The sequence below is a fragment of the uncultured Rhodococcus sp. genome, from assembly GCF_963525155.1.
Lineage (GTDB): Bacteria > Actinomycetota > Actinomycetes > Mycobacteriales > Mycobacteriaceae > Rhodococcus_F > Rhodococcus_F qingshengii.
The window spans coordinates 1-7,899 of the sequence record NZ_CAURKP010000217.1 but is presented as its reverse complement, the minus strand read 5'-3'; the positions used below and the strand labels follow the sequence as shown (position 1 = coordinate 7,899).

The 7,899-nt window shown below is 62.5% G+C and carries 11 protein-coding genes and 1 pseudogene; 8 read left to right on the top strand and 4 right to left on the bottom strand.

The window, feature by feature from the left end:
- Positions 1-60 precede the first annotated feature (60 nt).
- Entirely contained in the window at positions 61-1,074 is a 1,014-nt protein-coding gene (gene bioB / locus RWT78_RS26145) for a biotin synthase BioB (RefSeq protein ID WP_024487821.1), read from the bottom strand.
- A gap of 162 nt (positions 1,075-1,236) precedes the next feature.
- Here bioB and RWT78_RS26140 point away from each other — a divergent pair, with 162 nt between their 5' ends.
- The gene (locus RWT78_RS26140; RefSeq protein WP_065352567.1) at positions 1,237-1,893 is read left to right on the top strand and encodes a TetR/AcrR family transcriptional regulator C-terminal domain-containing protein; all 657 of its coding nucleotides are present in this window, start codon (positions 1,237-1,239) and stop codon (positions 1,891-1,893) included.
- Here RWT78_RS26140 and RWT78_RS26135 read toward each other — a convergent pair.
- Positions 1,879-2,199 carry an AzlD domain-containing protein gene (locus RWT78_RS26135; RefSeq protein WP_314681916.1) on the bottom strand — a complete coding sequence of 107 codons (321 nt, stop codon included), beginning with the start codon at positions 2,197-2,199 and terminating at the stop codon, positions 1,879-1,881. The two genes, RWT78_RS26140 and RWT78_RS26135, sit on opposite strands and share 15 nt — an antisense overlap.
- A complete protein-coding gene (locus tag RWT78_RS26130) occupies positions 2,196-2,909 on the bottom strand; it encodes an AzlC family ABC transporter permease (protein ID WP_314681914.1) in 714 nt (237 codons plus the stop codon). Before RWT78_RS26130 ends, RWT78_RS26135 begins: the two co-directional genes overlap by 4 nt.
- Positions 2,910-2,973: 64 nt before the next feature.
- On the opposite strand from RWT78_RS26130, the gene RWT78_RS26125 reads away from it, so the two are divergent.
- The 3 genes from RWT78_RS26125 to RWT78_RS26115 all read left to right on the top strand — a co-directional run bounded on the left by RWT78_RS26125 (position 2,974) and on the right by RWT78_RS26115 (position 4,465).
- Complete coding sequence (locus tag RWT78_RS26125; RefSeq protein WP_030537098.1) at positions 2,974-3,546, top strand: helix-turn-helix domain-containing protein; 573 nt, start codon at positions 2,974-2,976, stop codon at positions 3,544-3,546.
- 101 nt (positions 3,547-3,647) lie between these two features.
- Positions 3,648-4,061, top strand: coding sequence for a VOC family protein (locus RWT78_RS26120; RefSeq protein WP_003941719.1), 414 nt, complete (start codon positions 3,648-3,650; stop codon positions 4,059-4,061).
- 29 nt (positions 4,062-4,090) lie between these two features.
- The gene (locus RWT78_RS26115; RefSeq protein ID WP_003941681.1) at positions 4,091-4,465 is read left to right on the top strand and encodes a VOC family protein; all 375 of its coding nucleotides are present in this window, start codon (positions 4,091-4,093) and stop codon (positions 4,463-4,465) included.
- Positions 4,466-4,470: 5 nt separating this feature from the next.
- Here RWT78_RS26115 and RWT78_RS26110 read toward each other — a convergent pair whose 3' ends face one another.
- Complete coding sequence (locus tag RWT78_RS26110) at positions 4,471-4,635, bottom strand: hypothetical protein (RefSeq protein WP_003941708.1); 165 nt, start codon at positions 4,633-4,635, stop codon at positions 4,471-4,473.
- A 288-nt stretch (positions 4,636-4,923) separates the two neighbouring features.
- Between RWT78_RS26110 and RWT78_RS26105 the strand changes: the two genes are divergently transcribed.
- The 4 genes and pseudogenes from RWT78_RS26105 to RWT78_RS26090 all read left to right on the top strand — a co-directional run.
- On the top strand, positions 4,924-5,052 hold the full coding sequence (locus RWT78_RS26105) for a hypothetical protein (RefSeq protein ID WP_003941742.1): 129 nt from the start codon (positions 4,924-4,926) through the stop codon (positions 5,050-5,052).
- Positions 5,036-5,551, top strand: a complete 516-nt coding sequence (locus tag RWT78_RS26100; RefSeq protein ID WP_030537101.1) for a tail fiber domain-containing protein — start codon at positions 5,036-5,038, stop codon at positions 5,549-5,551. Before RWT78_RS26105 ends, RWT78_RS26100 begins: the two co-directional genes overlap by 17 nt.
- Before the next feature lie 10 nt (positions 5,552-5,561).
- The gene (locus RWT78_RS26095; protein ID WP_314681911.1) at positions 5,562-7,535 is read left to right on the top strand and encodes a GAF domain-containing protein; all 1,974 of its coding nucleotides are present in this window, start codon (positions 5,562-5,564) and stop codon (positions 7,533-7,535) included.
- Between the two features lie 108 nt (positions 7,536-7,643).
- A pseudogene (locus RWT78_RS26090) lies at positions 7,644-7,899 on the top strand (3-hydroxy-3-methylglutaryl-CoA reductase); the annotation flags it as partial.

The window sequence follows — 7,899 nt, the reverse complement described above, 5'->3', positions numbered from 1 at the left end:
CGCCGTCGACGATCCGACGCCCGGTGAACGGGTTGTACCGCTCCTCGGTCACCGGAGTGCTCACAGAGTGTCGTTCAGTGCTTTGATCGGCATCTGCAGATCCACCAACAAATCCAGATCCTTCTCGGCGGGACGTCCGAGGGTCGTCAGATAGTTGCCGACGATCACGGCGTTGATTCCGCCGAGGATGCCCTGCTTGGCACCCAGGTCGCCGAGAGTGATCTCGCGTCCACCCGCGAAGCGCAGGATCGTGCGAGGCAGCGCGAGACGGAATGCCGCCACGGACTTGAGCGCCTCGCTGGCGGGCAACACGTCCAGATCACCGAACGGGGTACCCGGACGCGGGTTGAGGAAGTTGAGCGGGACCTCGTCCGGCTCCAGTTCAGCCAGGTTGGCCGCGAATTCTGCGCGCTGCTCCAGGGATTCGCCCATGCCGAGGATTCCGCCGCAGCACACTTCCATGCCTGCTTCGCGAACCATCCGAAGCGTGTTCCACCGCTCTTCCCACGAGTGCGTGGTCACGACGTTCGGGAAATGCGACTTCGAAGTTTCCAAGTTGTGGTTGTACCGGTGCACACCCATGGCGGCCAGTTGGTCGACCTGCTCCTGGGTGAGCATGCCGAGCGAGCAGGCGATCTGGATGTCGACCTCGTTGCGGATCGCCTCGATGCCTGCGGCAACCTGAGCGAGCAACCGGGCGTCGGGTCCGCGGACGGCGGCCACGATGCAGAACTCGGTAGCGCCCGACTTCGCAGTCTGCTTGGCAGCTTCCACCAAGCTCGGGATGTCCAACCACGCCGCGCGAACCGGCGACTGGAAGAGTCCGGACTGCGAGCAGAAATGGCAGTCCTCAGGGCAGCCGCCCGTCTTCAGGCTGATGATGCCCTCGACCTCGACCTCCGGTCCACACCACTTCATACGCACATCGTGGGCGAGAGCCAGCAGGTCTTCGAGCCTGTCGTCGTCAAGTCGGAGTACGTCGAGCACCTGGCTTTCGGTCAGGCCAACTCCTCTTTCGAGAACTTGCTCGCGCGCCTGGTCGAGGATGTCGACCGTCGCAGGGGCCGTGCTAATCGGGGGCGGGGTCACAGACGTCTCCTTCGAAACAGCAAAATTGAACACCGTACAAGTTGAACGGTGTTCACGTTAGAGACGTGGTGGAATACTGTCAAAGGCGGGTCCGATCGACATTCGATCGAGAGCGCTCCACAGCGGGACGAAACGAGGGGAACACAAGTGCAGTTGCGACGCGGCGACGTGCTGGACGGCGCCATGGCGATACTCGACGAGTTCGGACTTGCCGACCTCACGATGCGCAGGCTCGCAACGTCACTGGGTGTCCAACCCGGCGCTCTCTACTGGCACTTCCCGAACAAACAGACCTTGCTGGGCGCGGTCGTCGACAAGATCCTCGAAGACCTCGACGCCCCCGTCGACGCAGACACGTGGCAAGAAGCGTATTCCGAACTGGCACACAGACTTCGGTCTGCCCTACTGGCGCACCGCGACGGCGCCGAGTTGGTCAGCGCCACCTTCGCCTCGCGGATGACAAGCAGCAAGGTGCGCGAGCATTTCGTACAAGCCGGGCAAGAATCCGGGCTATCACGCGAGCATGCCCAACTCGCGGCGTACGCCCTGCTGTACTACGTGCTCGGCCACACCGTCGACGAGCAGTCCCGAGCGCAGATGGAAGAAATGGGGGCACTTACCCGAGCACCCATTTCCCCCGACTCCCCCGAGGTGATCGGCGGCGGTTCCGACGAGGACCTCCTCGATGGCGATCCGACAGTGCGCTTCCAGTTCGGCCTGGACCTGTTCATCGACGGCATCCGCACTCGCCTGAATTCGACCACACATTCAACGCGCACCGAATCGGCTCTACGACACTCCTGACAGTCGGAGTACTGCAGTAGTGCCGGCCGCGACAATCACCACGACCACCAACGGCGCCTTGAACCAGGCGCAGATGCCTCCGGCCACCACGCCGAGCATCCGCGCCGGCCCCGCAACGTCATGCCCGGTGAAGACCGTCGATGTCGCAACCACTGCGAGCAGCAGCACCACGACAGCACGATCGAGGGTTTTCTCGGCGAAGCCGGAGAGCTTCACCCGAGCGCGGAGCAGAACGCCACTTGCCCGCAAAGCGTAAGAACCGCAAGCGAACACGACGATACCGATCCAGACCGACGCGGTATTCATCGAACGTTCTCCCGGAACGGTATCGTCACCGCGATACTCAGCAGCGCAACGAGCGGAGCGGTACCCGACGGCAGGAACGGCGACGTGGCCACCGCGACTGCTGCACCGATCAGGGCGGCAAGCAGCGTCACCTTCTCCTTCAGCGCAGGAAAGACAAGGGCCAGAATGACAACCGGAAACGCGGCATCCAATCCCAACGCGCCGGGGTCTCGGACGACGCTGCCGAGCAGCCCGCCCAGGAGAGCTCCGATCGGCCACGACACCGCGATCCCGATTCCACAGAACCAAAAAGCCGCACGCTTGCGCTCCACCGATTCCTGCGCCATGGAGACCGCGACGCTTTCGTCGTTGACCAGGTGCGCGCCGACCAACTTGCGCCAGCCCGAGCCCCTGCGCCAGCCTGAATCTTTGTAGCGATCCCTGCCGAGGAATGATCCTGCCGACATCCCATAGGCGAAGTTACGGGAGTTGATCAACAAGCCCGCCACAACAGCAGCGGTGGCACTGCCTCCGGCTGCGATGATTCCGATGAACAAGAACTCCGAAGACGCTCCCAGAACGAGTACAGCCAACGCCAAAAGCTGCCACAACGAGAATCCAGCCGATCCTGCCGTCACACCGTAGGACCCACCGACGATGGCCACGGAGAGACAGATCAGCACGCTCACCCGAACCGTGTCTCGATCAACTGTTCGCCATAAAGAACGCATGTATTCTATGTTGAACGAAGTGACACCGTTCGTCAAGTAGAACGATCGATCGGAGAATCGAACGATGCCCAGTAATGAAACGGATACAGCGGAGACTCCTCAGAAACTGGTCGCCGTCGCACTCAAACGCGAACGTGCCCGAGCAGGCTTGAGCCTTTCGGAGGTCGCCCGGCGCGCCGATATCGCCAAGTCCACACTCTCCCAACTCGAATCCGGACTCGGAAATCCGAGCCTCGAAACACTGTGGGCACTCGGAAACGCATTGGGCGTGCCGTTCTCACAACTCGTCGACTCTCAGGCACAGACCGTTCAGTTGATTCGAGCCGGAGAAGGTCCCGCGATTGCGTCGGCAAACGCGTCGTACATCGCGACGCTCTTGGCGCCGAGCCCACCGAACGCACGACGCGATCTGTATCGGATAGTCGCCGAACCGGGCGAGCCGCGTATTTCCACTCCGCATGCACGCGGCACCACCGAACACGTCGTGATCGGCACCGGACGGGCGGAGGTCGGGCCCACTGCAAATCCGATCGAACTCGGACCGGGCGATTATCTTGCTTATCCCGGCGACGAGGAGCACATCTTTCGGGCGCTCGAACCAGGGACGACAGCGATCTTGGTGTCGGAACACACCTGAGCCGCGATGAGTTTCGCCGCTGCGGGAAGTCTGTACCTGGGAGGTGACGTGGCCAGAGCCTCGATTGCCGACGACAGTAACGACCGACAGCAGGAGGACCCATGTCCGGATCCAGCATCAGCAGCATTTTGCTCTCGAGCACCGACCCCGAACGCTTGCGCGACTGGTACGCCGAGGCGTTCGCCCCGAAGGTCGACCGGACTCCCGGCGAACCCGGCTACGACGTGCTCGACTTCAACGGTTTCTACGTGATGCTCGACAGACGCGACGACGTCGGCGAGACCAACCCCCAGCCGGGTCGCATGTTCCTCAACGTCGAGACCGACGACGCCCGGTCGATCGCGCAGCGCATCGATGCACTCGGCGGAAACTGGCACGCTCCACTCGAAGACCGCGGGGGCAGTTTGTTCGCCACCGCGATCGACCCCGACGGAAACTACGTTCAGATCATCGAGTTCAGCGAGGAAGCCAGGGCCGAGATGGAATCCGGGATGACGGATTCCCAAACCACCTAGTCCGGCAACCGCTGGGAACGGAGATAGTCATGCTTACAGACACGAAAGCATTCAGCGGATTTTCGGTGACAGACATCGACTCTGCAAAGAAGTTCTACGGCGAAACACTCGGGTTGAAGGTAACCGACGAAGACATGGGACTGATTCGCCTACATATTGCCGGCGGAACCGAGATCCTCGTTTATCCGAAGCCGAATCACGAAGCGGCGACCTACACGATTCTCAACTTCGTCGTCGACGACATCGACACAACCGTCGACCAACTGACCGCACGTGGCGTGGAGTTTCTCAAATACGACGGATTCCCCCAGGATGCGCGAGGCATCATGCGTGGCAACGGCCCCGACATCGCGTGGTTCACCGATCCCGCCGGCAATGTTCTGTCGGTGATCAAGGAGTCCTGACGCGCTTAACCGCTGAACAGCTGTGACTGCCGCTGTTCAGCGGTGTCGGTGTTGGAGCGTTCTGCTGCCGCAGTTTCACGCTCGGCAGCCAGTTGCTCGGCGCTTTTCGCGTCGACAACGGGCTCCGACGCGCTGAGGTCGGAAAACAAGCCACTGCTCGATTCGTTCACATGCCACCCTTTTGCCTGGTCATCGTTGCCGCGCGCAGATAAACCTGCGTTAGAGATCGGTCGATGGCTACTCAATTACTGCCGCCCGTACGGCGCCGACAAGACGCCGATGACTCAGCAGTTCTTCACCCAGTGTTGCACGCCTGTGTTTTCCACGAGAAATTCGGTCCAGACGGGTTGTCATCGCCCGCACGGCGGAGCAATGTGAAAGATGAGCGCGGAGCAGGTCGGCAGCACTTTCGTCGGACACCTGGCCCCTCAATTCACCGCACAATTTTTGGAGGAATCATGTTGGGAATTGCTTTGGGCCTCGGCAGCGCCGCTGTCGGAATCGGCCTCGGACTGCTCGGCGCAGGAGCGGGAATTCTGCTGAGCGACAAGACCGTCAAAACCGCACGACGTGAACTCACCGCCTGACGAGGGCGAGCGCACTGAATTTTTGGGCACTCGGGTCGGTATTCGGGTGAACGCCGCGATGCGACACCCCGCGCAGTGGGTGTTCGCACGGGCCGCGCATCGACGTGGCGTGCATACCGGCGTAGATGTTCCGACGAGCGCGCAGGACGTGCTCGACCGGTTGACGGCACTCCGAATAAGTACGTGGAGTTACGGATTCGACCACAAGTCGGTCCGTCACCTGGGTCCGATGGCGCAAGACTTTGCGGCGATTTTCGGCTTGGGATCCAACGCCCGCCGGATCTCCGCCGTCGACGCGAACGGCGTCTGCATGGCGAGCATCCAAGCGTTGAACCGCAAAATCAGTGCCCTCGAGACAGAAGTCAGCGCGCTCGAGAAGGACGTGAACAGACTGAGACGGGAAACGGGAGACACGAGCACGACTCGGAATGCATTGGAAACAAACAACAATCACATATCCACACCGCTCGACGAATTCGGTGGATCCACCGGTCTGTAGTTTGTTCGGTGTGACCGCCCCTGATTCAGACTCCGACTCAGCGCCCAACGTGATTGCCGCGCTGTTCGACGTGACGTCCGATGCAGTCGGCGACGAACATGTCGAACAGATACTTGCCGAATTCGGCTTTGGCGCAACGGAGGTCGCGGAGACCGCGGCCCGCATCCGGGCCAGTCGGTCGGAATTTCGGCGACTTCGCCGTCGCGAGAACGAATTGGCGGTTCTCTATTCGAGTGCACGTGAGCTCGCGCAGGTTCGCGACGTGGACACACTGCTGCAGAGGCTGGTCAACCGCGCACACGACATCATGGGCACCGACGTCACGTACCTGTCCGAGTTCGACGTGATCACTCGTGACCTGAATGTTCGAAAGACGGCCGGCGCGGTCTCGCCGGAACTCCAGCATCTGCAAGTTCCTGCCGGCGCGGGACTGGTCAGCGCGATTGCCGAATCTCGAGCAGCCCAATGGGTTCAGAACTACAGCGACTACACGCAGTCGCGCCATGACGAAGTGGTCGATGCCGCGATCGGCGCCGAGGGTCTGGTGGCGATTCTCGGCGTGCCGATGCTCTCCGACGGCCAGATCCTCGGAGTCCTGTTTGCAGCCGACCGTCGGGAACGGCGTTTTACCGCAGATCAGATCGCCCTGCTCTCGGCGCTGGCTGATCACGCCTCGGTGGTCCTGCAAACCGCGCGGGCACTCGACCGCGCCGAGGAATCCGCTGCCGAGACCGGGCGAGCACTCGACGAGCTGCGCGAGCACGTGTCCGCGCGGGACAAATCGAACATCGTCCACCAGGATCTGATCCACGCCGTTCTCCGCGGCGGTGGCTACGCCCAGGTTGCACGAACCCTCAGCAGCGCACTCGAACGCAGCACCGTCGTCGTCGACAATGAGCTACGCCCTCTCGTCACATCGTCGGGTGAGCAGATCACGACGGTGCCGTTGTCGCTACCTCGCGCCGTGTCCGATGCCATCGACCAGAGTCGCCGCAGTGGCCGATGCACGTTTGTCGCCGATAACAGCGAGACCGTGATCCAACTCGTCAGCGCCGTCACCGCCGGAGAATCATTCCTCGGGGCGATCTTGCTGAATCGATCGGACGCGCCGATCGGACCCGTCGAACTCAGGACCGTGGAACGGGCAGCTCAGGTTACAGCGATTCTCGTGTTGCAACACTCGGCGGCAGCAGCAGCGGATCGGCGCGCACGTGACGAACTGGTCGCCGACCTGTTGAGCACTGCGCCCGAGCGGAGGCGCGATCTCGAACGTCGGACTCGCAACCTCGGTATCTCCCTCGGCGAACTCGACACCGTCCTCGTGGTGTCGGTCGCTCCGGAACTCCGCACCGCGACGCTCCGTGCAATCGGGCAGAGTCTGCCGGTCGGAGCTTTGGCGTCGCAGCACGCCGGATTGATCGCGGTGGTCTCGCGCTCGGGAAACCCGGCAGCTGCGGCGACCGTCGTTCACCGCCAGATCACCGGTTCGGTAGGACCCCACGCAGTAGTCATTGCGCCGGCAACGGCGGAGCGCCCCGAAGAGCTCCCGGCGCGCTTCACCTCGGCGCTGCGCACCGCCCGCCTACTGTCGGCGTTGGGCAAGACCGACGGCGCGGTCACGACTGCGTCGTACCTGCCGTACACCGTTCTGTTCGGCGAGAATCCGGAATCACTCCATCAATTCGTCGACGAAGTAATCGGCCCGGTACTCGCCTACGACCGTGACAAGGACACCGATCTCACGGCGACCCTTCGGGCTCTGGTCCGCAACGACGGCAGCCCGACCAAGGCTGCCCGCGCACTCAACTACCACCCGAACACCGTCGTTCAGCGACTCGACCGCATCCGCACGCTCCTCGGTCACTCGTGGCGTGAAGACGAGAACTTCTTTCGCGTGTCCATGGCGACGAGGCTCGACGAACTTCGAGAAGTGGGAGCCGAAGAGGGTGGAAGCGACATCAACGACAGCGGCGATGGTGCATGACACTACAATTTCGACCGATCGATGTGTTGTGAGCACGTGGCCTGGCAGGCATCAACCTCCCTACTGTGAAGCGGAGCACAGAACCACTTCAGGAGGACGACCCCCCCCGTGTCATCAACCAGCAGCCGATCAACCAACAGCCGCATCGCCGATTTCCGGTCCTACGACGTCGCCGCACGGCGCGCCGAGATCGTTCGCCAGACCGACCTGACCGAAGCAGACATCGCGGTCTACGACGCTGCCGACGGCCTCACCTTCGTTAAGGCCGATCGGTTGGGCGAGTCCGTCCTCGGCGTCTGCGGCAGCCCGGTCGGCGGGGGCTCCGGGTTCTCGGGCGGCGGCACGGGCTACCGGGGCCCCCTCG